General features: G+C 60.1%; 19 protein-coding genes. 8 read left to right on the forward strand and 11 right to left on the reverse strand.

Features of this window, described 5'->3' with window-relative positions:
- The first annotated feature begins 98 nt into the window (after nucleotides 1-98).
- From ACYQ2I_RS14185 to nadA, 3 genes are all read left to right on the forward strand, one after another.
- On the forward strand, nucleotides 99-2,375 hold the full coding sequence (locus ACYQ2I_RS14185; RefSeq protein ID WP_460167678.1) for a tetratricopeptide repeat protein: 2,277 nt from the start codon (nucleotides 99-101) through the stop codon (nucleotides 2,373-2,375).
- A gap of 136 nt (nucleotides 2,376-2,511) precedes the next feature.
- Nucleotides 2,512-2,994, forward strand: coding sequence for an FxsA family protein (locus ACYQ2I_RS14190; protein ID WP_460167679.1), 483 nt, complete (start codon nucleotides 2,512-2,514; stop codon nucleotides 2,992-2,994).
- 51 nt (nucleotides 2,995-3,045) lie between these two features.
- A complete protein-coding gene (gene nadA / locus ACYQ2I_RS14195) occupies nucleotides 3,046-4,191 on the forward strand; it encodes a quinolinate synthase NadA (RefSeq protein ID WP_460167680.1) in 1,146 nt (381 codons plus the stop codon).
- Nucleotides 4,192-4,223: 32 nt separating this feature from the next.
- On the opposite strand, the gene ACYQ2I_RS14200 is transcribed toward nadA, so the two are convergent.
- Nucleotides 4,224-4,718: a hypothetical protein gene (locus ACYQ2I_RS14200; RefSeq protein ID WP_460167681.1), complete on the reverse strand. Its 495-nt coding sequence runs from the start codon at nucleotides 4,716-4,718 to the stop codon at nucleotides 4,224-4,226.
- A gap of 436 nt (nucleotides 4,719-5,154) precedes the next feature.
- Here ACYQ2I_RS14200 and ACYQ2I_RS14205 point away from each other — a divergent pair, with 436 nt between their 5' ends.
- Nucleotides 5,155-5,370 carry a hypothetical protein gene (locus tag ACYQ2I_RS14205; protein ID WP_460167682.1) on the forward strand — a complete coding sequence of 72 codons (216 nt, stop codon included), beginning with the start codon at nucleotides 5,155-5,157 and terminating at the stop codon, nucleotides 5,368-5,370.
- A gap of 77 nt (nucleotides 5,371-5,447) precedes the next feature.
- Here ACYQ2I_RS14205 and glmM read toward each other — a convergent pair whose 3' ends face one another.
- Complete coding sequence (gene glmM / locus ACYQ2I_RS14210) at nucleotides 5,448-6,797, reverse strand: phosphoglucosamine mutase (RefSeq protein ID WP_460167683.1); 1,350 nt, start codon at nucleotides 6,795-6,797, stop codon at nucleotides 5,448-5,450.
- 343 nt (nucleotides 6,798-7,140) lie between these two features.
- On the opposite strand from glmM, the gene ACYQ2I_RS14215 reads away from it, so the two are divergent.
- A complete protein-coding gene (locus ACYQ2I_RS14215) occupies nucleotides 7,141-8,955 on the forward strand; it encodes a phospho-sugar mutase (protein ID WP_460167684.1) in 1,815 nt (604 codons plus the stop codon).
- 148 nt (nucleotides 8,956-9,103) lie between these two features.
- On the opposite strand, the gene ACYQ2I_RS14220 is transcribed toward ACYQ2I_RS14215, so the two are convergent.
- The 3 genes from ACYQ2I_RS14220 to ACYQ2I_RS14230 form a co-directional block, all read right to left on the reverse strand.
- Nucleotides 9,104-11,677, reverse strand: coding sequence for a hypothetical protein (locus ACYQ2I_RS14220; RefSeq protein WP_460167685.1), 2,574 nt, complete (start codon nucleotides 11,675-11,677; stop codon nucleotides 9,104-9,106).
- A 307-nt stretch (nucleotides 11,678-11,984) separates the two neighbouring features.
- Nucleotides 11,985-12,350 carry a cupin domain-containing protein gene (locus tag ACYQ2I_RS14225; protein ID WP_460167686.1) on the reverse strand — a complete coding sequence of 122 codons (366 nt, stop codon included), beginning with the start codon at nucleotides 12,348-12,350 and terminating at the stop codon, nucleotides 11,985-11,987.
- A gap of 31 nt (nucleotides 12,351-12,381) precedes the next feature.
- On the reverse strand, nucleotides 12,382-13,056 hold the full coding sequence (locus ACYQ2I_RS14230) for an RsmD family RNA methyltransferase (RefSeq protein ID WP_460167687.1): 675 nt from the start codon (nucleotides 13,054-13,056) through the stop codon (nucleotides 12,382-12,384).
- 301 nt (nucleotides 13,057-13,357) lie between these two features.
- On the opposite strand from ACYQ2I_RS14230, the gene ACYQ2I_RS14235 reads away from it, so the two are divergent.
- Nucleotides 13,358-14,548, forward strand: a complete 1,191-nt coding sequence (locus ACYQ2I_RS14235; RefSeq protein WP_460167688.1) for a peptidylprolyl isomerase — start codon at nucleotides 13,358-13,360, stop codon at nucleotides 14,546-14,548.
- A 137-nt stretch (nucleotides 14,549-14,685) separates the two neighbouring features.
- On the opposite strand, the gene frr is transcribed toward ACYQ2I_RS14235, so the two are convergent.
- The 4 genes from frr to rpsB form a co-directional block, all read right to left on the reverse strand.
- Nucleotides 14,686-15,246 carry a ribosome recycling factor gene (frr, locus tag ACYQ2I_RS14240; protein WP_460167689.1) on the reverse strand — a complete coding sequence of 187 codons (561 nt, stop codon included), beginning with the start codon at nucleotides 15,244-15,246 and terminating at the stop codon, nucleotides 14,686-14,688.
- Nucleotides 15,247-15,308: 62 nt separating this feature from the next.
- Nucleotides 15,309-16,058, reverse strand: a complete 750-nt coding sequence (pyrH, locus tag ACYQ2I_RS14245; protein ID WP_460167690.1) for a UMP kinase — start codon at nucleotides 16,056-16,058, stop codon at nucleotides 15,309-15,311.
- Nucleotides 16,059-16,064: 6 nt separating this feature from the next.
- On the reverse strand, nucleotides 16,065-16,895 hold the full coding sequence (tsf, locus tag ACYQ2I_RS14250; RefSeq protein WP_460167691.1) for a translation elongation factor Ts: 831 nt from the start codon (nucleotides 16,893-16,895) through the stop codon (nucleotides 16,065-16,067).
- 110 nt (nucleotides 16,896-17,005) lie between these two features.
- On the reverse strand, nucleotides 17,006-17,806 hold the full coding sequence (gene rpsB / locus ACYQ2I_RS14255) for a 30S ribosomal protein S2 (protein WP_460167692.1): 801 nt from the start codon (nucleotides 17,804-17,806) through the stop codon (nucleotides 17,006-17,008).
- Nucleotides 17,807-18,883: 1,077 nt separating this feature from the next.
- Between rpsB and ACYQ2I_RS14260 the strand changes: the two genes are divergently transcribed.
- Complete coding sequence (locus tag ACYQ2I_RS14260; RefSeq protein WP_460167693.1) at nucleotides 18,884-21,055, forward strand: hypothetical protein; 2,172 nt, start codon at nucleotides 18,884-18,886, stop codon at nucleotides 21,053-21,055.
- 217 nt (nucleotides 21,056-21,272) lie between these two features.
- On the forward strand, nucleotides 21,273-24,044 hold the full coding sequence (locus ACYQ2I_RS14265; RefSeq protein ID WP_460167694.1) for a glycoside hydrolase family 140 protein: 2,772 nt from the start codon (nucleotides 21,273-21,275) through the stop codon (nucleotides 24,042-24,044).
- Here the strand turns inward: ACYQ2I_RS14265 and hisS are convergent.
- Both hisS and ACYQ2I_RS14275 read right to left on the reverse strand, forming a co-directional pair.
- Entirely contained in the window at nucleotides 24,014-25,345 is a 1,332-nt protein-coding gene (hisS, locus tag ACYQ2I_RS14270; protein ID WP_460168419.1) for a histidine--tRNA ligase, read from the reverse strand. The two genes, ACYQ2I_RS14265 and hisS, sit on opposite strands and share 31 nt — an antisense overlap.
- An 80-nt stretch (nucleotides 25,346-25,425) precedes the next feature.
- Complete coding sequence (locus ACYQ2I_RS14275; protein WP_460167695.1) at nucleotides 25,426-25,896, reverse strand: YkgJ family cysteine cluster protein; 471 nt, start codon at nucleotides 25,894-25,896, stop codon at nucleotides 25,426-25,428.
- Nucleotides 25,897-25,918: the final 22 nt, after the last annotated feature.

Consider the following 25,918-nt stretch of genomic DNA (forward strand, 5'->3'; position numbering starts at 1 on the left):
TCCCCCGACCGCGGAAGAACTCTCGTTCCGCTCTGCGCGGAAGGAACCGCGGTAACGGATCCTGGAAGACCGTTTGCGATGTTCAGGAGGAACACGCGATGTTTTCCCGAAAACGTTCGGCTCGCGCAGTTTGGACGGCCGCGGGCGTCGTTTCCTGGTTGATCATTCCGGCCGCTGTATGGGCTGCGGACGGCGGTTCGAACGGCGACGTCCCGCGGGTGGCGTTGGTAATTCGCGGAGCGGACGGCGCGCTGGACGGCGACGCGGCGAGCCCGGTATCGAACGCCCCGTCCCTTCCACCGTTGGAAGAACCTCAACCCGCAGCGACACTTCCATCCGCCGAGACGGCACCCCGCGTCGGTCGCTACGGAGAGCCGCTACCGTCGTTGCCCGGCAAATCGAATCCGCAGCAAACCGTCTCCAGGAACACACCGACACCGGCAATCGCTGCCGCTCCGTCGCACGAGTCGGGTACCGACACCTTGCCGGGATTGCCCGAGGTACCGACGGCATCCGCCCCACAGGGAGATTCGACGAGCCAACCATCGGTGAACGCAAATGAGCCGGCGGTCGAGATCAATACAGCCCCCGCTCCCGTCCCGACGCAAGACGAACCGCCCCAAACCGAGGAACCGCTTCACCCCATCCCCGATCCGCAACTCAGCGGCGGAAGTACGATTGCGCCGATCGAAGCCGCTGGTTTCAACGGCGTTACGCCGGGCGTAAGCACGATGGACGACGTCAAAGCCGCTTGGGGTGAACCGCGGCAAGTCGCGAAACAGAACGGACTGGAATACCACCTGTACAGCATCGAGCCGTTCAATCACGTCGAAGTCACCTACCTGAACAGCAAAGTGACCGCGATCATCGTCCGTTTCGATCGCGCCTTCCCGGCCGATCTGGTCGCTCAACACCTTGAATTGACGGATGTTCGCCCCGTTCTCGTGTCGAACCCGGCCGGTGAAATCTTGGGCCAAGCGTTCCCGGAACGCGGCGTCTTGTTCGCGTTCGCGCCCGGCGACAAACCGGGGACGGCGTCGATGGCCGTCACCCAAATCATTCTTGAACCGATCTCACCCGACACGTTCATTCTGCGCGGTGAAACGACCTTGCAAGACAATCCCGAAGCCTCCGTCGCCGATTTGAAACAGGCTTTGGGCATGGCCGAAGGCAACGCGCGGGCACACTGGCTGCTCGCTCGCGCTCTCGCCCTGTTGAACCGGCTGAACGAAGCACAATCCCACGTCGAAAGGGCCGTCGAGCTGGCACCGAACGATCCCCAATATCGCATCACGTCGGGCCAAATCCTCAGCGATCTGCATCAGATCGACCAAGCCATCGCCGAAGTCGAAAAGGCGGTCGCGTCGGCCGAGAATCGCCTTCACTTGAAAGCACGCGCGTTGTGTCTGCTCGGCGACCTGTACGGCCAAAAGACCCCGCCCGATTACCGCACGGCGGTGCGTTACCACAGTGAAGCAGTGAAGCTCGCCGACTCGCTCAGCGACGATCCGCACCCCGCAATCCGCCTCGCGGCCAAAGAGGCCCTGATCGACGCCCACCTCGGCGCGGCGAACGACATTACCTGGGGCGACTGGGAACAAAAAGAAGTTGCGGTCGAACGATGGCTCGACAAGGCCCGCGCGTTCGCCGAAGACTTTGTCGACAATGAAGGCGGCTCCCCGGAATACTTGCTCCGCGTCGCCTCGCGCGCGTTGGCTTCGTGTGTCGGACTTCAGGGCCAGCTCGATCCCACGCCGTGGGCCGAACTGGCCGTCGAAATCGGCCCGTCGCTGGTCGATGCCGCTTCGCCCGCCCGCAAGCCCCAGTTGCGCTGGGAGTTGGGCACGGCCTTGTACGATGCCGTTCAGACCTACCAGCTTCTCAACCAGCACGATCAGGCGCTTCAGTACGGGGAACTGGCAGTCGCGTACCTCGACACCGAAGAAAGCCGCGAACGCTCGGCCTCGGACTTGTATTTGGTGGGACGTCTCTACTTCCGCTTGGGTGCCATTTACGCCATCGCCCGCGAAGATCACGAAAATGCCGTCAAATGGTTCGAAAAAGGCCTGCCGGTCCTCGAGAAGGCACAACAGGTCGGCCTGACCGATCAACAGTCGGCCCGGCTCGGCGAAACCCTCGTGAGTATGGGCGTTTCGTATTGGCAGGTTGGGAAAGCCCAACAAGCCCTGGAACTGACGCAAGAGGGCATCGCGTTGATCGAAACCGCCGTCGATCAAGGCATCCTCGAACCCTCAACCCTGGGGGTTCCGTATGCCAATCTCGCTACGATGCATCGGGAACTCGGGCAAACCAAGGAAGCCGAATCCGCCATGGAAAAAGCCGCCGCACGAAGCAGCGACACGGTTCAACGCTGACCTTGGGGCCCGAACGGTCGATCATTCGGCCCTTGCCTTTTGCCTAACCGATCCGGTAGCATCCTACAAAGAGGGTGGCTGCCGGATTTTTTTGCGCGTCCTCGGAAGCCCTAGCCCGTTTCGGTGAGGTACCCCCGTGCTTTGGCGCCTCTTGGTATTGTTCACGGTTGTCCCGTTCGTCGAACTGAGCCTCCTTTTGTGGGTGGCCGACAAGACCAATTGGGTCATGACGCTGACGCTGGTCGTGGGCACGGCGATTCTCGGCGGCTGGTTGGCTCGCCTGGAAGGCGCACGCTGCTGGCGGGAATTTCATCAGAAGCTGGCCGCTGGTGAGCTGCCGGCCGACAGCATGTTGGGCGGGCTGTTGGTCCTCGTAGCCGGGGCGTTGCTGATCACGCCGGGACTCCTGACCGACACGATCGGCTTCCTATTGCTGATCCCGCCGACGCGGAGATTGATCCTACGCCGATTGAAACAGTACCTTCAGGCCAGGCTCCTTCCCGGCGGCGCGCACTTCGAGTTCCGATATCCGGCCGCCGACGAGCCTGACGACGTGCTCGACGACGGACCCGTTACCGAGGACGAGATCATCGACGTTGAATTCCGAACACGACACTGAACGGCGCAACTACCCAATGTGCCGCGTTTCCCTATTTCGACACGAGCCGTGATGACAACACCGATTCAAACCGAAACGTATCCGCTGGAACCGTACAAGTCGCTCGACGCCCGCGAACTAACCGCACGCATTCAAGCGGTTCGCGAGCGCATGGGAGATGCCCTTTTGATCTTGGGCCATCACTACCAGCGTGACGAAGTCGTCGAGTTGTCGGATCTACGGGGCGACAGCTACCGCTTGAGCGCCTTGGCCGCTGAAAGCAAGACGTGCCGGGCAATCGTGTTCTGCGGGGTCCATTTCATGGCCGAAACCGCCGACATTCTGGCCAATCGTCCCGAAAGACTCGAAGAGCGCGGCGGCGAACGAATCCCTGTGATCCTGCCCGACCTGACGGCCGGTTGCTCGATGGCCGATATGGCCGATATCGATCAGGTCGAAGATTGCTGGGATCAACTTGCCGAAGTCGTCGATGTCGACGAGATCATGCCCGTCACGTATGTCAACTCGGCGGCAAGCCTGAAAGCGTTTTGCGGCCGCCACGGGGGAACGGTATGCACCTCGGCGAATGCCGACGCCGCTTTGAAGTGGGCGCTTGAAAAAAAGAAACGCGTCCTCTTTTTCCCCGATCAGCATCTGGGCCGCAACACGGCGTTGGCGATGGGAATTCCCGAATCGCAAATGCCGGTCTGGGATCCGCATTGCGACGAACTCGGCGGCAACACCCCCGAAGCCTTGGAACGATCGAAAGTGATCTTGTGGCAAGGCTATTGCAGTGTCCACCAAATGTTCCGGCCGGAACACGTCGACCTGTTTCGCGAGCGCTATCCCGATATCAAGATCTTGGTCCATCCCGAGTGCATGCGGACGGTGGTCGAAAAAGCCGACGTCGTCGGCTCGACAGGGAAGATCATCCGGGCCGTCGAAGAAGCACCGCCGGGAACGCGCTGGGCCATCGGGACCGAGCTGCACCTCGTCAACCGCTTGAAAAAGGAACATCCCGAGCAGGAAATCCACTTCCTGACGCCCACCGCCTGCATGTGCGCGACGATGTACCGCATCGACTTGCCGCACTTGTGTTGGGCGATCGAAAACCTCGCCGCGGGCACGCCGGTCAACGTGGTGCAGGTGGATGATCAAACGGCCGCCGACGCCCTCAAGGCCCTCGAACAAATGCTCCGCCTGCCCGGGACGAGCTGAGTCGCCCGGACATCTATCGCCGGCGTTGCGTATCAGACCAAGGCGTCGAACCCTTCGGGGATGCCGGTTCGCGCGGCTTCGTACTTTTCCAGCCATTCCAAGCGAGCCTGCATGTCGTCGGCCGACGGTAAATCGTTGTCCGTCATGCCCATCTCTTGGAACATGGCCAGCCGTTTCATTCGCTGCTGATAGAACCGCAGCAGATCGACAGCCTCGTCCGGCTCGATATCCGCCTTTTGGAGATCTTGAAGAATCCCGCTGAGCTGCTTGAATTGGGCGTCGTCGATGATACCCGCGGTGTGCAGATCGTCCAGCATGCGGGCAACTTCCCGGGGCGTGATGTGCGTGATATCGTACTTTTGCAGGATCTCGTACAGCTCATCTTGCCGGGTGCCGACGGCTTCGAGAATCGCCTCACTTGCCGTTGTGGTCTGTGATTCTTTTTCGGCGGCCGTCCCTTGCGTCCGGGTCACCTCACCTCCGAGTTGGGACGCCAGCGCTTTGACCAAGGCATTTTGAACTTCCACGGCACGCCTCCTTGCAACACCAATCGGGATTCCCACTCGTCCTGTCATGACAGGCCGCCACTATAGGGTGCAATCCCCGTGCCGTACGAAATGTTCCCCGCACAGGACAAATCGTGTAACGCAGGTGCCGCGTCGCAACTCTTAGGAGAAAAGAAGATTACATGCCCCAGCCAGATCTTGCGGCGTGCCGCCCCGTATTTCCATGAGAACCAATACATTCGGCAGGATCGGCAAATCCTGCGTCGGATCCGGCCGAAATTGCCGTCTAATTTATCCCCATGGCCGCGCAAGTCGTTACTTTGTGACGTATATTTTTTCGGCTTGCCGCACCTTCCCTAACCCCGCACATAACCCCATACTTTCCTTTTTGCCTTTCCTTGCAACCCCACTCCAACATGCCAAGAGCCTGGAAACGCATTTGGGGAGGACTCGACTCATGAAACGCTGGATGATTGGTGTATTGGCTCTGTTCGTCCTGGCTTGCTTGCTTCCTACCGCGAATGCGTCGGCGATGAGCCGCGCGCAGTACCGTGAGATGATCCGCAGCATGCCGCTGTTGGAGCGGCCGAATCGGCCGGGACACATCTACGGCAATACCGTTCGACGTCTCCACGCGATCCGCGTTCGCCGCAGTTATCGCCGCGGATTCTAGCCGCACCCCGCGATGGGGAAATGGCCAATGAGGGCGGAGCGAATCCATTCGCTTTCGCCCCAAATTTTGTTCCCGCATCACTCGACCGACTGCCGAATCGCTTCGGCGGCCGCCTCGCACAAGGTTTTGGCGTGCGCTGCGTCCTCAGCCTCGGCAATCGCCCGCACGATTGGTTCGGTGTTGCTCGGGCGCACCAGCAGCCAACGATCAGGCCAGTCGAGCCGTAGGCCGTCCTGATCGTCGCATTGTGCTTCGGGAAACTTCGCGCGGAGCGTGGCGAAGACGCGTTCCAACTTTGCCCCTTTCAAGGGGTATTTTTCTTTGACGATCGAATATTTCGGCAACCGGGCGGCCAATGCGGCGACGGTCGCGTCTTCGGCGGCCATCGCGTCCAAGATCTGCGCCATGCCGACGAAGCTGTCGCGGACAAGCCCCACCTCGGGATCGATCGGTCCGCCGTTGCCTTCACCGCCGAAAACGGCGTGATTTGCCAACATCGAATCGACGACGTTCGCTTCGCCTACCGCCGAACGATAGAACGGCACGCCGTATTTCGCGGCCGTATCGGCCGACATACGGCTGGTCGCACAATTGGCTACGATCGGTCCCTTGCGGCGTTTCAAGACGTGATCGACACAGATGGCGAGCGTATACTCTTCGCCCAAGTAGTTGCCCTCGGCATCGATGACGGCCAATCGATCGGCGTCGGGATCCTGACAAAACCCGAGGTCCGCCCCGACCTCACGAACGATCGACGTAATGGAGACAAGATTTTCGGCGATCGGCTCCGGGGGATGTTCGAACGCCCCGTCAGGAATGTCTCCAACCGGGACGACGCGGCATCCCAATTCCTCGAGCAAGGCCACACCAAGAATGCTGCCGGCGCCGTGGTTCGAATCGAGCACCACGTGAAAATGTCGTTGCCGAATCCGCTCGACATCGACGGTAGCCAATACCGCATCGAGGTGCGCCGAAATGTTGTCGGTCAGCCGCGACGCCTGCCCCAGCTCGGAATACCGGGACCACACCGGCTTGCGCTCGCGATACCATTTCAGAACACTTTCTCCCGGCCCCTTGGGGATGACGCGACCTTCCGGCGAGAAAAGCTTCAAGCCGTTGTATTCGGGCGGATTGTGGCTGGCGGTAATCTGGACGGCACCGGCGGCTTCGCACTCCCGCACCAGCACCCCCACCGTCGGTGTTGCCGCGATCCCCACATCGACGACCCGGCGTCCGGCAGCCTGTAGCGAACCGATGACCAGCGATCGAATCATGTCGCCTCCGGCGCGGCCGTCGCGACTGACCAATAGCGTTCCGGAGGGTGCCAACGCGGCGAAGGCCGCGGTATAACGAACGACGACCTCGGGCGTCAACGTTTCTCCAACGATACCGCGCAACCCCGAAACGCTGATGATCGGTTCTGCCATGCTTACCACTACCTTTCGAATGGGCGGAGAAAGATCGTCGTGCCGGTTACCGGTCCCTTGTGACCGGGCACCGCCTACCGTACAATTGGCATCGCGTTAAGTCTCGTCCTTGCATGGACTTGCGTTGAACCACACAATTCCTTGCAAGGGATCGGCCGGTTCCGGCAACGTAAAGCAACAAACGGCGTACGATGAACCGGCGCTGCGAAGGAACCAGACCTGCCGAATCGACGGCGCGCATGACGCGGTCGGTCGCCCCGGCATTGCCGAGGTCGGCCCGGTTGGTTACAGCTTGCGCGATTCGCGAATATTTGCCAAGGGCGAAGAAGCGAGGATGCAAACCATGACGGAACTCGATCGACAAACGGCATTGGAACAAGTCAAACAAGCGGCCGAAGCAGGCAAGATTACGGCCTCCGCCGCCAAGAACATCGAAACCTGGCTGACCGAAGATCGCTACGCCGATTACGCGCCCGAGGTCGTTCGCCTGATCGCAGAAAATGCCTGGCAGGAACTCGACGAAGCCTTTTGGCAAGTTATTCCGTTCGGCACAGGCGGTCGACGAGGTCGCATGTTTCCGGTCGGCACGAACGCCATCAACGACCGCACGATCGGCGAAAGCGCCCAGGGCGTGGCCGATTACGTGAAAAGCGTCAAACCCGAAGGCCCGTGGTCTTGTGCAATTGCATACGACACACGACACCGCTCGCGCGAGTTCGCCGAACTGTGCGCCGGCATCATGGCCGCAGCCGGGTTTACGGTTTACTTCCTCGACGGACACCGCAGCACGCCGGAACTTTCGTTTGCCGTGCGGTACAAGAAATGCGACTGCGGCATCATGGTGACCGCCAGCCACAATCCCCCCAGCGACAACGCCGTCAAGGTGTATTGGTCGACCGGGGGACAAGTGTTGCCGCCGCACGACAAGCGGATGATCGATCGCGTCATGCAGGTGCAGGACGTATCCCGGCTGCCGTTCGACGAGGCGGTCGCCGCAGGCAAAGTAATCGTGTGCCAAGACGAGGTGGATGCGGCATATCGTCAGGCGGTGGCTTCGCAAAGCCGTCCCGGTCCACGAGACTTGAAGATTCTTTACTCGCCGCTTCACGGCGTGGGAGCGACGGCGGTGTTGCCTGCCCTGGAAGCCGCAGGTTTCAAAGACGTCGAGGTCTTCGGGCCGCACGCAGAACCGAACGGCGATTTTCCCAATGTTCCTGATCACGTCGCCAACCCTGAAAATCCTGCCGTGTTCGATGCGATCGTGGAACGCGCAAAGGAAGTCGGCGCCGATCTCATCTTGGCGACCGATCCCGACTGCGACCGCGTCGGCTGCGCGGCACCCGTCGCCTTCGACGACAAGACCACCTGGGACGTTCTCACCGGCAACCAGATCGGAGCGTTACTGACCGACTATCTGCTCGGTGACTTGCAAAACAAAGGCGAGTTGACGCCGGAACATTACGTCGTCGAAACAATCGTCACCTCGAAACTAATCGGTCGGATCGCCCGCGCGTACGGCGTCCGAGTGATCGACGACTTGATGGTCGGGTTCAAGTGGATCGGCGGCGTGATGGAAAGCGAAGGCACCGAAAAGTTCGTGCTCGGGGCCGAAGAATCGTACGGCTTTTTGGTGGGCGATCATGCCCGCGACAAGGATGCCGGCGTCGCGTCGATGCTGTTGGCCGAATTGGCGGCTCAGTGCAAAGCGGCGGGCGAAACCTTGCACATGCGATTGGAGCGCCTGTTCGCCAAATATGGTGTGCATGCCGAAAAAACGATTTCGGTCAAGATGCCCGGTTCGCAGGGCAAGCAAATGATGGACGAGGTCATGAAGCGGTTTCGGACGGCCCCGCCGGAATCGCTCGGCGGTCTGAAAGTCGCCGCCGTCCGCGATCTCCAGCAACCGGTTGTCGAACACGACGATGATCTGGCTTGGGCGATGGACGCCGCGAGAAAAGGCAACCTTGTCATCCTGGAATTGGAACGGGAAGGCAACTACGTCGCCGTTCGGCCTTCGGGAACCGAACCGAAGATCAAATTCTACATGTTCGCCTACGCCGCGCCGGGCACATTTGCCGAGGTACCTGCCGCACGCAAGGAAGCCGCCGCGCTGCTCGAGGCGGTCGAAGGCGACCTGCGCAAATTCGCTCTCGGCTGAGCAAATACACGATTCGCCGAGCGAATCGATTTGCCGACGGACTCGCTCAAAAGTCCACGGGCCGACGCTTCATTGAACGGCGTCGGCCCCTTTTCTCACGATTTCGACTTTGAGTGTTTCCCGTTATACCTCGTGACACGCCCACCGATCAGCGCGTGATGCTCGATTCACGGCTGACGATCAGCGGCTTGCGACCTTCGATCTTCGGCCCCAAGGCAATACCGATCCAACCGTCGTCGATCTGGAATTGCGTCACGGCGATGCGTTCCAGGCCGGGGCGTTCTTCGAGAAACTTCGGGGTGATGTCCCACGGCTTGTTCTTCGAAAACGTCTTACTGAACACACCGCGGAGAGCGATCTGGGATTTCAGATCGAGCTTTCCCGCCAACTGCACGACGCCGTCACGTTCCAGCTCGATGCGGTTCCCTTCGATGTGCGGTCGGTAATACGCACGAACCTGGAAATCACGCCATTGGTATGGGGCGCGTCGTAACTCGTCGATGGAAAGAACGATTCCCAAGCGGCCGTCGTCCATCTCGACGTAGGCCGCATTCCGTTCGGCAAAGCGAATGAACACGTCACTGTGCGCATCGGCTTCGGGATCCTCCTCGATGGGCAAGTTGAGGTGATCCCGCAACCGCTGTTGCAACTCGGGCAGCCGGTAATCGGTTCCTTCGAGACTCAGCCGGGCGATGAAATTGTTGATCGCCGACTGATGGATTTGGCAACTGGCGAGACTGTCGGCCGGTGCCCAGGGGCGCAACGTATGTCCGCCCAGTTGGTCGGGCCCGCCCAATCGCCAACGCAATACCATCCGACTGTCGGTCGTGTAACTTGCCAACCACTCGGGACCGAGAGACAACCCGGCCAACGGCTGCAACACGCCGCTTTGGAATCGTTCGTTCAGTTCACCCAAGCGCGCGTCGGCCTCGGTGTCGATACGGTTTTTCGCCTTGGCGGCCACCTTCATTCGAACTTCCTGCGTCATGGCGTAGTACCGCTTGGCGACTTCATCGCGGGCGATTTCCTCCGCCAGACTCCCCAAGATCGGAATGGGGTCCAACGGCGTTTCGACGTCGCGCAATTCCGTCTTGTTCTCCACCTCGACGACTGCCGGATACGTCGTGATCCCCTGCGGGGTGACGTCGAGGGCTTTTTCAGCCGTGTAGTGGGCGTAACTATCGTTGTACAACACGGCCGGCCCGCTTTCGGATTGCGTTTGTGAGAAGACGTCGCCTTCGATCACCAATGCCAACCGGGCTTTGTTCGGATCCGGAATCATGCGGAACGCCACTTTGGTCTCCGTGACGCTTTCGCCGTGTACCGGTTTACCCAATATCGTGTCGTGAACGCATTCGTGCTCCGGATCGCGCGGGGGCGCCATCCGGTTGAGCAAATCGGAACTCACGACGACCCGGAGGTTCGCGTTGTCATACAACACGGCCAAATTCTCACCCAACATCCGCTCGTTCACGTTCTCAGACGATCGCAAACGGCGACGCAACAGCGCCACGTCGCGGGCATCGGCCGGTAATGCCGCCTTTTCGTAGCGTTCCAACTGTGCCAGCACTTGCTCCAGCGACATCGGCTCGGACTGCCATGCCGACAATTCATCCAAGAATGCGGCAATCGGCGGTTGTGCGAAGAAACGAAGCTGGTCTTCGCTCAAACGCGCCGCATGAAGGGTATGCCACACTTGGGTCGCCACTTCGCGGACGACTTCATCGGCAGGCTCCGTTCCTTCACGCCGCGCGGCGTCACGAAGCCGTTGCAACTGGAAGAACCCTCGCCACGTATCGGCATGGGGACGATCGCCTAGAAAGCGATCGAGCTGGTGCACGGCGGCGCTCAGCCGATTCCACGATCCCGCGTCGGGTTCGCCGACGACGGCCGTCAGCCCACCGCACTGGACGATATTCCAATACAGATTCACGCGCCGAATCAACGCGTATCGTACCTGCCGGAACTGCATCGCATACAAGTCGTCACCGCGCAGCCGATTCTGAATCACGGCCGACTGATCCGACAATTCCACCAGGCGGTCGAGGACGACCGGCAAGTCGTCGGAGTGCATGACCATCGCCGGGCCGAGTTCTTCCAACAACCCGGTGACTTCGCGCGCCCACTCCCCGGCAACCGGATCATCCTTGAACGGGACCAGGTCGCGCAACAGCGCAACAGGGGAGGACCATCGTGCGTGCGGGACCGGACGCGGCTCGGGAATCGACGGCCTCATCTCCGGCCGAGGCCCCAATTCGATCGGCGGTTGCTCCACGATGTCGACATCGAACGCATCTTCCGGAGTTTCCTCCAGCTGCGAAGGAATGTTGATATCGACGGCCGGTGTCTGTTCGGTCTCGGTTTCGGCGATGTCCAGCGGTGGCATCGACTCGACCGGAGGTGCTACCATTGTTTCAATTTCACTCAGCAGCGCCGATTCGGCGTCGGCGCCCACCCGCGGACGAGGGGCAACGTAGGTCAAGCCGTCGTGCGGATCCTGCGGTGAGGCGATTCGGGGAGCCTCTTTCGGGCTCACTGTTGCCGGGGCAACCGGTTCTTCATGCACCGGCTCGGGCACACGCTGCACCACCTCGCCGCGCAGATGCGGCGGGGCTTGCCGCTCGACGGATCGCCACGCGCGCGGTGCCGTGGCACTCAGCACGAAAAGACATGCCAAAATCACCAGGAACGGCCAGGTCGGCTCGCGTCGTTCCCTTTGCATATACTCGTCCCCCTTGCCGCACGAACGTCCGGCTTCGCCGTTGGGTTACAAATCGGCACGGTTCTCACCACCCGCGAACCGGCGACCGCACGCCGAAAAGAGAGGAAATTTGCACAATCCAGGCAAAGCCATATCGGCGCACGAGATGGTCCGTGGTATCGGTTTGAATCGGAAATTCGGCAGAGGCATATGAGACTAGTCGCGCCGAATTCGCCGAAGGGACCCGATCTACGGCTCAAAACGCCGGATTATGCCGAAGGAGACGGCCAAAAACCCCTATCCAGAAAAGACACCCCCCCAACAATGGCTATTTTTCATCCGTGACTGTGTCGTCATGTTCGTAACACGGGGCGCAGCAGCAGAGGAAGACCAACGGGCGATCTCCGACGTTCTCGATTCGATGATAGGCCCCCGGCGGGATGGCGATTGCATCTCCCGGCCGCACATCGCGCGTCTCCTTCCCCAATTGCATGCGCCCGCGGCCTTCGAGGATGTAATAGATCTCCTCGGTGCGGACGTGATGATGTCCTTGGGTGGCACCGCCGGGCGGCAATCGCGCTTCAGCCAATGATTGGTTCCGAATGCACGAATTTCGATAGGCCAACAACTCGCGAATCTCGGAACCGTCCTTCGTGATGAACGGATCGATCTCGTCGATGTTCCGAACGTCCATCGTCGTTCTCTTTTTACAATTTTGGCGGCAACTACGATCCGGTGACCGATTCGATTTCAGAGTCGGTGAAATAAAACGCCAGTTGGGCTGGAGGATATCGTCGCACGTCCCATTTTTCGGCCTGGGGTAAGGCCGACGCCGGAAACGTGACATCCGACTCGACTACCAGCGCGCTTTCGGCCGGCAAACGCTTGATGATCCCCTCGATCAGTTGGATCATCTCGTTACGGCGCGAGTGAAACAGCTCATAGGGAGGACAACAGAAGACGACCCACGGCCCTTCATCGAGGTACGACCAAACATCTTGCCGTTTGAACGCATCACCGACAATCAGTCGCGTTTCCGCCTCGACCCCAAGGGCGGTGATATTTTTTTGTAAGCAGGCGGCCGTCGGACGATGCAGCTCGACCAGAACCGCCCGTTTTGCCCCACGGCTGAGCGATTCCAGTGCCAACGCCCCCGTTCCCGCGAACAAATCGACGGCCTGGAATCCCTCCAGCGATCCGCCGAGGATGCTGAACAACGACTCGCGGACTCGTTGTTTCATGGGCCGCACACGACGATCCCCGCTGTAGGCGAGCTTCCGGCCGCGAAACCGACCGGCGACGATCCGCAATCCGACCGGGGCGACCGTTTCGGGTCGCTTCCCAGCCTTCGCTGGTCGTTTACTGTTCCGCCGCAGTTCGCCATGTCGTCGTCGCGTCATCCGATATATTGCCTTACCGTGGTCGGCTCGATATTTGGGCAAGATCGACTTGCCGGCAACGAATAACAACCGGTTCACGATCGACCGTCGCGGTACCGGAGGACCGCTCGCAAGGCCGGCCGAAACGCTTGCCTTGTTGCGTCGTCCGTCAATATGCTTAAGATGAAGGGTTTATCGTTCGTCCAAGCCGGGATTTCGTTTCCCGGCGTGTATTGTTGGAACAACGGCTTGTGAAGCGTCACCTGCAATCGGGCTGCGGCGAGGCTTCAAGGCCGACCTCTTTCCGGATGGATAGTTTGTGATGACTTCATTCTTGCCGGTACGTCGTGTCGTTTCCAGTCGTCCCGCGTCGGTTGTTGGGAAGTTGGGCATTTGCCTTGCGGCCGCTGCGCTTATCGCAATGCCGCTGGGGCATGATGCAATTTGGGCCGAAGACGGCAACGCATCTGCACAGACTGAAGTCGGCCCTAAACTGCGAGAATTCGAAAGCATGTACAAATCGTGGACGGAATTGCTGGACCGAGTACGGGACATTCGGCTGGAGTACCAAAGCGCCGGGGCGGTCAAACGGGCTCAATTGCGGCAGGAATATGAGTCGCTCATCGCCCAAACCGACGACATGATGCCCAAGTTGTTCGAAGCCGCCGAAGAGGCGTTCGACGAGAACCCGAACGGCGGCGGCCAACTGATCCCGTTCTTGTGCGAGATTTGCAACTACCGGGCCGAAAACGGTCGCTATCAAGAGGCCATGACGTTGGGCCAAAAGCTACTCGACCACAACGTGCACATCGCGGCAATCTACATTGCGATGGCCAAAGCGGCCTTTGCGTTGGAAGAGTGGGACAAGTGTGCAGAATATCTGAAAGTGGTACGCGATTCGGGGATCCAAGATCAGGAAGCCGACTACTACTACAACAGCCTCGAGTTTTACAAGAAGGCGTGGGCCAAGGAACAAGAGCTTCGAAAAGCCGAGGCCGAAGCCGACGATCTTCCTCGTGTGCTGTTGAAAACGACCAAAGGAGAAATCGTCGTCGAGCTGTTCGAGGATCAAGCCCCCAATACCGTGGCGAATTTCATCTCGTTGGTCGAAAAGGGATTTTACGACGGCGTCGCGTTCCATCGCGTGATCCCCGGCTTCATGGCTCAAGGCGGTGATCCGAGAGGCGACGGGACGGGCGGTCCGGGATATCGCATCCGCGATGAATACGATCAGCCCGGCGCAAGACTCCATTTCCGCGGAAGCCTGAGCATGGCGAATACCGGCCAGCCCGATACCAACGGCTCGCAGTTCTTCATTACCTACATGCCAACGGGCCATCTCAACGGAAAACACACCGTATTCGGCCGAGTCATCAAGGGGATGGACGTCGTCGACAAGCTGCAACCGCGAGATCCGCAGCGTGATACGGACGTCGAGCCCGACAAGATTCTCGAAGCCAAGGTCTTGCGTAAACGAGACCACGAATACAAACCGGAAACGCTGCCCGAGTAAGACACCCAGCTTCTTTTCAGAACGCTCTTTGAAATACGAAACGCCCGGCGTCAAAAACGACGTCGGGCGTGTTCTTTGATGACTTCTTTTACCTGTACGTCCTGCGCGAAGACAAGTAACCGGTCGCCGGCGCGGCTTCAGTCTTCGAGGACTTCCTTTTCCCGGGCTTTGGCCGCTTCGTTGGCCTTTTCCTCGTATTGCTTGGTAAGCTCTTGAATCCGTTCTTTGATACGGTCCCGATCGTCCTCCGACAACTCCTTGGCTTTTTCGGCGGCATCGGCGGCCTTGTTTCCCTCGCGCCGAATATTGCGGATCGCCAACTTCGCTTCCTCACAAAGGTCCTTGATCCGACGGACCATCTTCTGGCGTACTTCGTTCGACAATGGAGGAACGTTGATCCGAATGACGCGACCGTCGTTCTGTGGATTGAAGCCCAATTCGCTCGACTGTATCGCTTTTTCGATGTCCTTGAGCGTTCCCGGGTCGAACGGCCGAATGACGATCGTTTGCGGCTCGGGCGCTCCGACCGTCGCGAGTTGCTTAAGCGGCGTCGGAGAGCCGTACGCCTCGACTTTCAGCGATTCGACCAGGCCGGGGTTGGCACGACCAGTCCGAATACCGGCCAGCGACTGCTTCAGAACAGCCACGGCCTTTTCCATTTTCTCTTCGACGGTCAGCAAGATTTCATCTTCGGTCATGGCGGAAGATTCTCCTCACGAAGGGTGTATCACCGGCCGTCGGGCTCCTCCCCGCAGCGTACCTACTCCTGCGGTTCCCGAATGAGCGTGCCCAGCCGCTCGCCGCGAACCGCCCGCTCGATATTGCCTTCTTTCTGGAAGTTGAACACCAAGATCGGCAACTTCGACTGGGCACATTTGGTGACCGCCTCGGGATCCATCACGCGCAACTTTTGATGAATGACGTCGTCGTACGACAGTTCACTGTAAAGGACGGCATGAGGATTCTTTTCGGGGTCGTCGCTGTACACACCGTCGACACGGGTGGCCTTCATCACGATGTCGGCCCCCAGTTCCTGAGCGGCCTGGGCGGCGGCCGTGTCGGTCGTCACGAAGGGACGCCCCGTTCCGGCGGACAGGATCACGATCCGCCCTTTTTCCCAATGTCGCAAGACCCGCCGAACCACATACGGTTCGGCGACGGCTTCGATGCGAATCGACGAGGCCAACCGCGTATCGCATCCGAGCGATTCGAGGGCATCTTGCAATGCGAGGCCGTTCATAACCGTCGCCAACATGCCCATGTAATGGGCGGTCCGCTCCTGGACCGACGAGTTTCCGGCAGTGAACTGCGCACCCCGCAGAATGTTTCCGCCACCCAAGACGATGGCGATCTTGGCCCCCAAGCGGGCGGCGCGAGCCGTCTGCTCGGCAAGAGACACGACGGACGCCATCGTGATTCCGCGGCGTCCGTCCTGCGTGAACGCCTCTCCCGAAACCTTCAAAATGATCCGCTTATACGGTGAGACGGCTTGCGTCTGCCCGTCGGACATTGCGACCTACTCCTTTCCGATCTCCCAGTAGGTGTAGCGGACGACCTCGATACCGCCCGCTTTCGCTACCTGTCCGACCGTCTTCTTCGGTTCTTTGAAGAAGGGTTGCTCGAGCAGGCACTTTTCCGAGTAGAAGGTCTTCAGGCTCGATTCGACGATTCGTTCGATGATATTCTCGGGCTTACCACTCGCCTTGGCCCGCTCCAAATACACTTCACGTTCTTTCGCCACCAACTCCTCGGGCAAATCTTCAGGCTTCAAGGCAATCGGCCGCATCGCCACGACGTGCATGGCGATCTCGCGGGCAAGGCCGACATCATCCCCTTTGATCTCCACCACGGCGGCCTTGGAACCGTCATGGTGCAAGTAGACACCGCAGGCACCTTCCACGCGAAGAATTCGATTGACGACGAACTTCTCGCGGATGCGGTTGATCACCTCGCCGAGTCGGTCCTGGAGCGTCTTCGACGGTTCGACGGGACTGTTTTGCGACAACAGTTCATCGACCGACGACGCACCGGGGCCGACGGCCAACTGCTTCGCAAGCTCGTCGGCCATTGCGGTAAACTCGTCGTTCTTGGCGACCGGGGCACTCTCACACAACAGCTCGACCAAACCGGTGACGTTGTTCGCTTCGTCGGTGAATACGCCGATGCGTCCGAAGGCCGTCTCGCGATCCGCCCGCTTGGCCATCACCTTTTGCCCGGCCTTGCGCAAGATCTCGATCGCTTGTTCGATATCGCCGCCGGATTCCTCCAGGGCCCGCTTGCACTCCATCATCGGCAAACCGGTCTTGTCCCGTAGTTCTTTGACGACGGCAGCAGTAATATTGGCCATGTGAACCTCCCAGTGGCTGGATGTTTTGCTTCGCGTGATATCGGTTGCAGGACGACTCACCGGTCCGAACCGGCTCTCTTGCCGATGGTCGCCCTGACTATTCGATTGCGTCAACCTTGATTTTCGCCGGTGGCTTCGCCTTCCGCCGCCGTGGCGGCCTCGGCCGTTTGCGATTCGGCGGCCGGCGCAGGGGCGGAGGCCGGCGCTTCGGCGGTCTTCAATTCGCCCGAATCGGCGCGGCCAGCCAAGACGGCATCGGCCAACAACTTCAACACCAATTCGATCGACCGCATGCTGTCGTCGTTGCCGGGAATGGGCAAATCGACATCGTCCGGATCGCAATCCGTATCGATCAACCCGACCGTCGGGATCTTCATCTTCCGGGCTTCACGGACCGCGTTGCGTTCTTTTCGCGGGTCGATCACGACCAATGCGGCGGGCAACCGATCCATCGTCCGAATACCGTTGAGGTTCCGGTAGATCTTGCGGTACTCGCGGTTCAAGGCCGACTGCATCTTTTTCGAATACGTATTGATGGCCTCGCTGGCACGCAGGGCTTCGAGTTCTTCCAAACGACTGACGCGGCTACTAATGGTGCGGAAGTTGGTCAGCGTACCGCCCAGCCACCGGTCGTTCACGTAGGGCATTCCACAACGCGTCGCCTCGGCAGCGACGATTTCCGAGGCCTGGCGTTTGGTGCCGACAAACAAGATCAAACCGCCTTGCCTCGCGACCTGTTGGAGAAACCGTCGCGCCCGCAACAACCCTCGCAGGGTCTCGCGCACGTCGATGATATGAATATCGTTCCGACGACCGTAGATGTACGGTCGCATCTTGGGATTCCAGTAGCTGCACCGATGCCCGAAATGAACTCCCGCCTCGATCAAGTCTTTGACAAGTACCGTAGCCACGTACAAACTCCTGCTTGGCAAAAGGCACGCCGACTTCGTCCGCGGCGCGGAACGCCGACGTTGGTTCGAAAAAGCATTCAACCGGTCTGAACCACCATCCGCCCCCCGAACTGGACCGATCAGATCGGGGTAAGTTTCTAAAGATATCGGGCGCCGAAAGATACGTCAACCACGGCGAAAATCCGGGCGTATCCCGCCCCCCGCCGAAAGCCCCCCGAACAGGAAATGCTCGACCGGTCGGTACGTGGTATCCTAGAGCGATAGCCTTCTTGGTCCGCTTCGGTTTGCTCACGGTCCGGGTTCGTCATGTCCCAATCCGATCGAGATTTCTCCCTCCGCCGACGCCTTTGTTTGGCAGCGACCACAGCGATCGGCCTAGCATGGATCGCATGCGTTCTCCTCTATCGGGGGGTTAAACAAGCTGAATTTGCCCTGCCCGTGACCGTCGAAGCCGAATTTGCAGCCCCCGTCCGGCCATTCGACGCCCAGTTGATTCACATCTACCGAAGCGGATATGCGGAGACCGTCGAACCGGTCAGTGCTTCTTCGACCACGACCACGGTCGTATGGCCCGAATTCCGCAAGCCGTATCCCGAGGCATCCACACACGGCGAAACCGCGAACGAATCTCTACCAAACCGATGGTTTAACGAAACTTACCTCGCCACCCCCGCAGAACGGAGGGTTCGCTGGCACATTCGTCACCGTTGGATCAAGCGGCTGTATTTGGCCGTCGCTCCCGATGCCCCACCCCTGCACCGGGTAGCGATTCAAATCGGAGACGCCTCACGCGGCCTTGACGTCGATCCTTCCAGTGCGATGCCCGTTTCTCAGCACGGAGCCCTTTCATGTCCCCCCGATCGCGCTAGTCTTGCGCTCCCGCCCGACTATTTGCTGTACCCTCTCATCCCTTTGCCCGCGTCGGCTGAAGCCGGTCGCCGCCCGAGTGATATCGTCAACATCCCGGCACCCACTCATGTTGCCGCTGCATGGCCCGTTCGGGTCATCATCCACCCCGCCGTTTGGATGTGGTGTATTTTCGCGTGGCTTGTGTGGTCATTCGCCGAAAAGTCGGGGATGGCATTCGCCCCGATGGGCGATTCGCATGTGACGACACGCCTCGAACCGACGCGTCGCATCGGCTGGGGGTGGGGGCTGGCGGGGTTCGTCGCCGTCGCCGGAACCTTCGCTTGGCAGGAATATCGTTCTCCCCTGTTTTTCCTGGAAGACGACAACTTCGCGATCTTTCTCCCGGCCATGTTGGAAGGCTCCCGCTGTCTGCAACACGGCGCGTTGCCGATGTGGACGCCGCGGCAATTTCTCGGCATGCCGTTGGTCGAGACCGGCGTCTTCGCGTTGACGTACCCCGGTACGATCGCATCGTACTTCGTCGCCGACAAGCTGCTCGGGCAACCGACGGCGTTGATCGACGTGTTCTGCGTGCTGCATTTGGCGGCAGGGTACGCCGCTATGTTCGTTTTGCTGCGGGCGCAGCAAATCCGGCCTTCGGTCTCCGCGGCGGGCGCCGTGTGTTGGAGCTTGTCGGGGTTTGCGCTGGTTGCCGGTCGATCGTGGTACTACATGACCCCGGTGTTCCTGTACGTGCCGCTCATTTTTTGGTGCTGCGAGCGCCTGCTCGAAGAAACGCCCGACGACGCACCGCGGCCCCGTCGGCGATTCGTCTTCATCGGGGGGATCGCCTTGGGCCTTTTTTTTCATGCGGGCAACGCGCAAATGTGGCTATTCACCTGCCAAATGCTGTTCATTTGGCTTGCCGCCGCATGGTGGTGCAAACGACTGCGTCGCGACTGTTGGTTGGCGTTCGTCCAGTTGCTTCTTATCGCGGGCACTATTGCGGCTCCGCTTCTGATTGCCCAACTGGAGGTCGTACGACACGCGAGTCGCCCCGGCGGGCCGACGGAGGGTATCCTCGACGGACTGTTTCAACTCTTCGTTCCGTTTCAACCCGTTCCGTCGTCCATCGCTCCGTACCACGGTCCCAGTGACTGGGCCGATCCGCACGACGGAACGCTCGTTCGCTTTTATTTCGCGGGAGGTGTATTCCACTGGGCGTGGCTGCTTGGTCTGGCAATGTTCGTCGCTCGATTCGTGCGGCGCAAAGCCGCCACTCCGATTGCGTACGATCTCGATGCGGCGACGGTCACCTGGTTGCTCTCCGGCCTTGTCGCTTTGTGGTTGAGCTTGGGAAGCGAGGCAGGCTTGTGGACGCTCCAGTCGCGACTCCCGCTGTTTTCGGGTGTGTACCACCCGATGAAATATTTGCCGCTCGTGCACCTCTTCGCAATCACATCCGGGGCGTTGACCGTCGAGGTCTTCGCTCGTCGTCTCCCGAAAACGGTCGGACGGCAATTTACTCGGGCAGTCGTCGCCGGGGCCGTCGGTGTTTCCGTTTGGCACGCCGGTACGCTGACCGGTTCGTTTTACTCGTACTCCGAGAAGGCCTATCCTTCGGCCGAAACCTTGCCGCCGGTTCTCCGTAGCCGAGATGTGCGTATTTTCCCGATCGCCCCCGATCGCTCGCCCGCGCCGAAATACACGCTCAGTTTGACGCACAACTTTGCCTGTGTCGCCGCTGTCGAATCGGCTTTCGGATACGCCGGCTTCGTCCGCCACGGACCGGAATACCGCCGATTCATGAATGCATTTGAAGCCGATCCGATCGGAACCTTGCAACGATACGGGGTCACGCACATCGTCCTCCACCGAACGGCCGTCCTCCCCGTTCGGAGCGGCGCTGCGGCCGCCCGCGCAACCGAAACCGAGTCGTTTTTCACCCATCCGAAACTTCGCGCGTGGCTTTGTGCATCCTCCCCAGTCTACGCAGACGACGTCATCGCCGTTTACGCCCTGCCCGCCTCCAAACCGCGAGCCGAATCGCGGCGAGGCGACGGCGTTCGCATTACGTGGGCGTGCGAGCCGGTTTCCAACGGCTTGGTACTGCGTCCTCGAGACGATTCGAGCGGTTCCGAATGGTTGTATGTCCGTTATTTGTTTCGCCCGTCGATGCAAGCCGTGTGCGGGGACAAACCGTTATTCTGTGAGCCCGATCGCGCGGGCATGATCCGCGTTCGACTGCCCGACGATTATGCGGGCGATCCGATTCGCGTCTGTTACCGAACGCGCTGGCTTCCGGGACTCGTGCTTTCGGGGTTGTCGGCAATTGCGACGGTCGGCACCTTCGTGCTGCCACGCGTCCGACGACGCAAGCGACTCGTCCGGCCGTGCTGAATTTCGCACGCACAACGTGTGCCGGCGGCGTCGTCAGGCTATTCTATTAGACACGTCCGACGTCCGGTCTTGGCAAGAAAACCATCGGCGAGCAGACCACTCGCCCCGGGCCAGGAAGACCATTGGGGGCGGAGTGCGGCGGTCGTCCCCACGCTTCAAACGGCCGCCGCACCTCGGGGCAGTTCTCCGCCTTCCTCATTTGCCGGCGAGGTGCGCCATGAAACGGTTGTTGCGGTTTCTCCGATTTTCCTCGATCTTGCAATCTGTCGCGGTCGTCGTCCTTTCTGTTGCGGTCGCGTTCACGAGTTTGGGATTCGCGGCCGAGCAGGCAACACCGACCGTTCATGTGTGGGAAAAGGTCGAGCTCACCTTCACCGCCGAACGCGAGTACGACAATCCGTACATGGACGTCGATGTGTGGGTCGACCTCGAAGGACCCGGCTTTCGAAAACGCTGCTACGGATTTTGGGACGGAGGAAACGTCTTTCGGGTTCGCATCCTCGCTCCTTCGCCGGGACAATGGCGTTGGACGAGCGGCGCATCGACCGACGATCCCGGGCTTGTCGGCAAATCGGGAGCGTTTTGGGCGATCCCGTGGAGCGAGGCCGAAAAGCAGGCCGTGCCTTGTCGGCGTGGAATGATCCGTCCGACGAAGAACGGTCATGCGCTGGAATGGGCCGACGGAACGCCGTTTTTCCTGTTAGGCGATACCTGGTGGGCAACGCCGACGTTTCGCTTTCCGTGGCGCAACGACGCGCAGCCGCGCCCTATCGGGCCGGACGCGGGATTTCAGGACTACCTGCAATATCGCCGCGAGCAAGGATTCAACGCGCTAGCGATTATCGTCGGATTCCCGAACTGGACGAATGACGGTTTGCCCTCGGCGCTCAAAACCGAAGACGGCACGGTCCTTAGAATGGCTTGGAAAAAGACCGGCACCAAGCTCGCCAAGCCGATGCCCAACGAGCAGGGACACTATCCATTCCTTTTTCCGGGCAAGATCCCCGGTTACGAGAAGACGTTCGCCGACGTTACCCGCATCAATCCGCTGTACTTTCAAGCCCTGGACCGCAAGATCGACTACATGAACAGTCAGGGATTCGTACCGTTCATGGAAGTCGCCCGTCGCGACGTCGGCCAAGCGTGGAAGCGATACTATCCCTGGCCCGATTCATACATCCGGTACGCGCGTTACGTATGGAGCCGCTGCCAGGCGAACATTTGCATCTTCAGCCCGATCCATTTCGATTCGCCTGCGGCAAGTGTCCCCCGAGAAGAATGGAACGAAATCGCCAAAGAGGTGCTGGAAACATACGGCAGACCGCCTTTCGGCACGCTTTGTAGCACGAACGCGAGCGGATCGACCCTGGAAAACTGGGGCCACGTCGATCAGGCTCCCTGGCTTACGTTGCACCAGATCGGTAATCGCCGCACGCACGCCGTCTACGAGAAGCTGACCGATATCTTCCACGCCTCGCCGCCGATTCCGGGGCTGAACGGCGAACCGTATTACGACGGTATGCTCGACGCCGAGCCGGGTTCCGAAAAGGCCGCCCGTTACTGCCGCTCGGCCGCGTACGGCAGCGTCCTCTCGGGCGGTCTGGCAGGGCATATCTACGGCGCCGGAGGCTGGCAAGGCGGTCTCTGGAGCGGTGAGGTCGAGCCCGAATCGCCCTATCCCATCTGGGATGTCATTCGTTGGCCGTCCGCCGATCAAATGCGGCACATGGTTGCGTTCCTGTTTTCGGCAGGCGACCGCTACCGCGATCTTGTACCGTGTCCCAACCGGCTTTCCCCGAGCCGCGAAGGCGATCCTGAATCGTGCGACGGGTGGGCGTATTGCGCCGCTACCGAAGATGACGACTTGATTCTCGCCTATTTCGAGAAAGGCTGCCGGCAAGCGACCTTGTCTCAGTTGGAACCCGGCAGCCGATACGCGGCGCGGTGGTTCGATCCTCGTACCGGCAAATGGCTTTCCGAAACCGTGCTCACGACCAAAGCCGACGGCACGTTTGTCTGTCCTCCGTTTCCCGGGAACAGCCCTGTTCCCGAAGACGATTGGGCTTTGAAACTCGTGCGGCGAGAGAACGAGAAAGCAACCGACGACCGAACCAAGGACGGTGCCCGCAAGCCCGCCGAAGCGCGATCACCGCGAAACGGTGTGCCTTTGTCGCTCTCGTGGGCCGATGATCGTTTGACGATCGAGGGCGACTTTCCGACGGGCAAACTCGAGGTATGGTATCTCGAAGCCTTTTGTCGAAACGATTCCCATGATCGCGACTGGCACGAAACGGTCCTTCCTCACCGCACGCGATTGTTGAGCGCTTCCTCCGACGGAAGACGCCTGCAACTGCAGTCGGTGATCGCCGACGGTGTGGTTGTGGACCACGTCATCACCGCCGGAAACGGCGAGGTCGACTTTCGAGTCACGGCGGTCAATTCCACGTCGCAGGCCTCCGCTTGCCATTGGGCGCAACCGTGCATTCGCGTCGGTGATTTCACCGGTTTCGGTGCCGACAGGACCGACGACGCATACGCCTACCTGTCGAAGTGCTTCGTTTTCGTGAACGGAACCCCGAAGCGTCTGCCCTTGGCCGTTTGGGCGACGGAGGCCCGCTACACGCCGGGCCAAGTGTGGTGCCCTCGAGGTGTTCCCCGAACCGACGTGAACCCACGACCGATCAGTCCGCTCGTCCCGTCGAACGGGTTGATCGGCTGTTTCAGCGCCGATGACGAATGGATTTTGGCGACGGCGTGGGAACCGTACCAGGAACTGTTTCAAGGCGTCATCCGCTGTTTACACAGTGACTTCCGGCTCGGCGGCTTGGCCCCCGGCGAAACGAAGACGTGCCGCGGAAAGATTTATATACTCCACGGCACGATCGACGATTTGCTTGCCCGCTATGAAGAAGACTTTCCGGAACACGTCGCTAAGCTTCCGGACAACAGCGGCGACGCTCACGCGCAACCCAGCAGTTCGCGAAGATAGGCGATCAACGAGGCGCAATCCGCTTCCAAAGGCACCTCTCTTTGCTCTGCGACCGTCAAATCTTTCACCAGGCACTTCCCTGCCGCAAACTCGTCTTCGCCGATGATGATCGCCGCCCGGAACCCGCGAGCATCGGCATACTTCATTTGCTTACCCAGCTTCTTCGGCTCGGGATAGACCTCGACTCCCAACCCGGCCGCACGCAGCGTTCCGGCAATTCGCAGGTAATCGTGCAAATGCCCCTTATCGAAATACGGAATGAAGATCGGCGCAGGAGTGGCCGTCTTTTCGATCATTCCCAACTCTTCCATCGCCGCCAACAGGCGATCCAGTCCCAGCGAGGCACCGACGCCGGGCAACACCTGCTTGGTGAACAGGCCGGTGAGATTGTCGTATCGTCCGCCCGAACACACACTGCCGATGCCCGGTAGATCGTCGAGGAACGTTTCGTAGATGGTGCCGGTGTAGTAGTCGAGCCCGCGGGCGATGGCGACGTCGATCTGAATGCGATCTTCGGAAACGCCTGCGGCGGTGACGGCTGCGATCAGGTCGCGAAGCTCGGTCACGCCTTGGCGGCCGATCTCGCTTCCTTCGGTCAACCGATCCAGTTCGCACAGAATCGCGTCATTGGCCCCTTCCAAGGCAACGAGCTTCAAGATGTCGTCGGCCTGTTTCTGCGAAACCTGCGCCGTGGCGATCATCTCGGCGGCCACTCCGTCGGGACCGATCTTCGCCAGCTTGTCGATCGCCCGCAAAATCGGCACCGCGCGATCCGACAAATCGAGTTTCTCCAGTAACCCGTTCAACACCCGCCGATTGTTCACCCGGATGACGAATCGCTCGAAGCCTAGCGCCCGAAACAGATCGTGAATCACCAGCGCCGTTTCGATGTCGGCGGTAAGCGAAGCCGTGCCGATCGTGTCGAAATCACACTGCATGAATTCACGGTAACGCCCTCGTTGCGTATTTTCACCGCGCCAGACCGTTGCGATGTGGTACCGCTTGAACGGAACGACCAATTCGTTGATATGCTGCGCGGTAAAGCGGGCGGCGGGCACGGTCAAGTCGAACCGCAATGCCACGTCGCGGCCCCCGTGATCGCGAAAGCGATAGAGTTGCTTGTCGGTTTCGTCGCTTCCCTTGCCGGAAAGGATTTCGAGATACTCCAACGCGGGCGTGTCGATCGGGCTGTATCCGTACGAACGATATACCCGCCGCGCCGTGTCGATCAATCGTTCGCGCGGCAACATCGCTTCCGGCAGGAAATCGCGAAACCCTTTGAGGGTGCGGGGTTGAATCAGCTTCGCCATCGTGTCGTTCAGTCGAGAGAGAAATTCGGAATCGAAAACGTCGGTCGCTTCGTCTTATGGGGCAGTTGCGCCTAACGTATCGCCGCCTTCGGCGGCCGGCTGCGAATACTCGTTCCTTCCCGCGGTCCCAAAACCGCTTCGGCGTACTCGACCAGTTGCTCGGGTGTCTCGAAGAACTGGTCGTACACCCACGTATCGTCGTACTCGCAATTGTCGGTACTGTAGTCCCGACAAATCTGCGGCCGGATTTCGTACACGCCGCAGCGGTGATCGGGTTGCAGGTGCCGACACTTGTTGTAGACGATCAAGTACCAATCGCCGTCGTCCACGAACAGTCCGATCCGCTCGTGGTACATGAACCAGCGGAGCGTGTCGAAGTCGCTCCAGTCGGTCGGCGTCTCGATTTGAAGGGCGATATATCGGCAACACCGCGCCGTGCAGTAGTCGCACAGATTTTCGCCGGGCTTGAGCCGATCGCGCGACATCCGCACCGGCTCACTGTCGACGATCGACAATCCGCTCTCGTGAAAATCTCGTTCCATCGAATGCGTCTCTCACTCGTAC

This window comes from Thermostilla marina (genome assembly GCF_054657455.1).

Excerpts from the sequence above, each read along its gene's own strand:
- ACYQ2I_RS14230 (WP_460167687.1), bottom strand. The coding sequence starts at position 13,056 with ATGACGCGACGACGACATGGCGAACTGCGGCGGAACAGTAAACGACCA.
- ACYQ2I_RS14225 (WP_460167686.1), bottom strand. The coding sequence starts at position 12,350 with ATGGACGTTCGGAACATCGACGAGATCGATCCGTTCATCACGAAGGAC.
- ACYQ2I_RS14275 (WP_460167695.1), bottom strand. The coding sequence starts at position 25,896 with ATGGAACGAGATTTTCACGAGAGCGGATTGTCGATCGTCGACAGTGAG.
- ACYQ2I_RS14260 (WP_460167693.1), top strand. The coding sequence starts at position 18,884 with ATGGCATTCGCCCCGATGGGCGATTCGCATGTGACGACACGCCTCGAA.
- ACYQ2I_RS14235 (WP_460167688.1), top strand. The coding sequence starts at position 13,358 with ATGACTTCATTCTTGCCGGTACGTCGTGTCGTTTCCAGTCGTCCCGCG.
- ACYQ2I_RS14205 (WP_460167682.1), top strand. The coding sequence starts at position 5,155 with ATGAAACGCTGGATGATTGGTGTATTGGCTCTGTTCGTCCTGGCTTGC.
- pyrH (WP_460167690.1), bottom strand. The coding sequence starts at position 16,058 with ATGTCCGACGGGCAGACGCAAGCCGTCTCACCGTATAAGCGGATCATT.
- ACYQ2I_RS14185 (WP_460167678.1), top strand. The coding sequence starts at position 99 with ATGTTTTCCCGAAAACGTTCGGCTCGCGCAGTTTGGACGGCCGCGGGC.
- glmM (WP_460167683.1), bottom strand. The coding sequence starts at position 6,797 with ATGGCAGAACCGATCATCAGCGTTTCGGGGTTGCGCGGTATCGTTGGA.
- ACYQ2I_RS14265 (WP_460167694.1), top strand. The coding sequence starts at position 21,273 with ATGAAACGGTTGTTGCGGTTTCTCCGATTTTCCTCGATCTTGCAATCT.
- ACYQ2I_RS14220 (WP_460167685.1), bottom strand. The coding sequence starts at position 11,677 with ATGCAAAGGGAACGACGCGAGCCGACCTGGCCGTTCCTGGTGATTTTG.
- nadA (WP_460167680.1), top strand. The coding sequence starts at position 3,046 with ATGACAACACCGATTCAAACCGAAACGTATCCGCTGGAACCGTACAAG.
- ACYQ2I_RS14215 (WP_460167684.1), top strand. The coding sequence starts at position 7,141 with ATGACGGAACTCGATCGACAAACGGCATTGGAACAAGTCAAACAAGCG.
- tsf (WP_460167691.1), bottom strand. The coding sequence starts at position 16,895 with ATGGCCAATATTACTGCTGCCGTCGTCAAAGAACTACGGGACAAGACC.
- frr (WP_460167689.1), bottom strand. The coding sequence starts at position 15,246 with ATGACCGAAGATGAAATCTTGCTGACCGTCGAAGAGAAAATGGAAAAG.